This is a genomic window from Fulvivirga kasyanovii, assembly GCF_009711405.1.
GTDB lineage: Bacteria > Bacteroidota > Bacteroidia > Cytophagales > Cyclobacteriaceae > Fulvivirga > Fulvivirga kasyanovii.
This window is the reverse complement of sequence record NZ_SMLW01000056.1, coordinates 1-390: the sequence shown is the minus strand read 5'-3', so window position 1 is coordinate 390 and position 390 is coordinate 1. Positions and strand designations below refer to the sequence as shown.

The 390-nt window shown below is 50.3% G+C and carries 1 protein-coding gene; it reads left to right on the top strand.

Features of this window, described 5'->3' with window-relative positions; genetic code table 11:
- Positions 1–390 (top strand): hypothetical protein (locus E1163_RS30045; RefSeq protein ID WP_185155859.1); only part of this gene is annotated, 390 nt, incomplete at both ends.

Genomic DNA, 390 nt, shown 5'->3' with positions numbered 1-390 from the left:
AGTGGTCACGGAAGCGGATAATGGCCACCTTAACGGGAACGGGATTAATACCAATGGGTACAACCAGTCGCTGCTGGGTTACCCTGCAACGGCCTGCTCTGACAGTTACTACGCATGGGGAGCAGGTGGTACCTACAAGTTGACCGGCCTGGAATCAGTTAAGCAGTATTCAGTGAAAATCTTTGGTTCGCGTATACACGAGTCTGGCGGAGGCCGGGAGGGAAGTTATACCATCAACGGGGTGACCCAAACCCTTGATGGAGCCAACAATACCTCTGAATACATTGTTTTTGAAAACCTGACAGCGGATGCTAATGGAGAAATCCTGCTGGACTTTGGTGTGGCATCAGGAGCAACTTTTGGCTACATCAACGTCCTTGAGCTAATCGA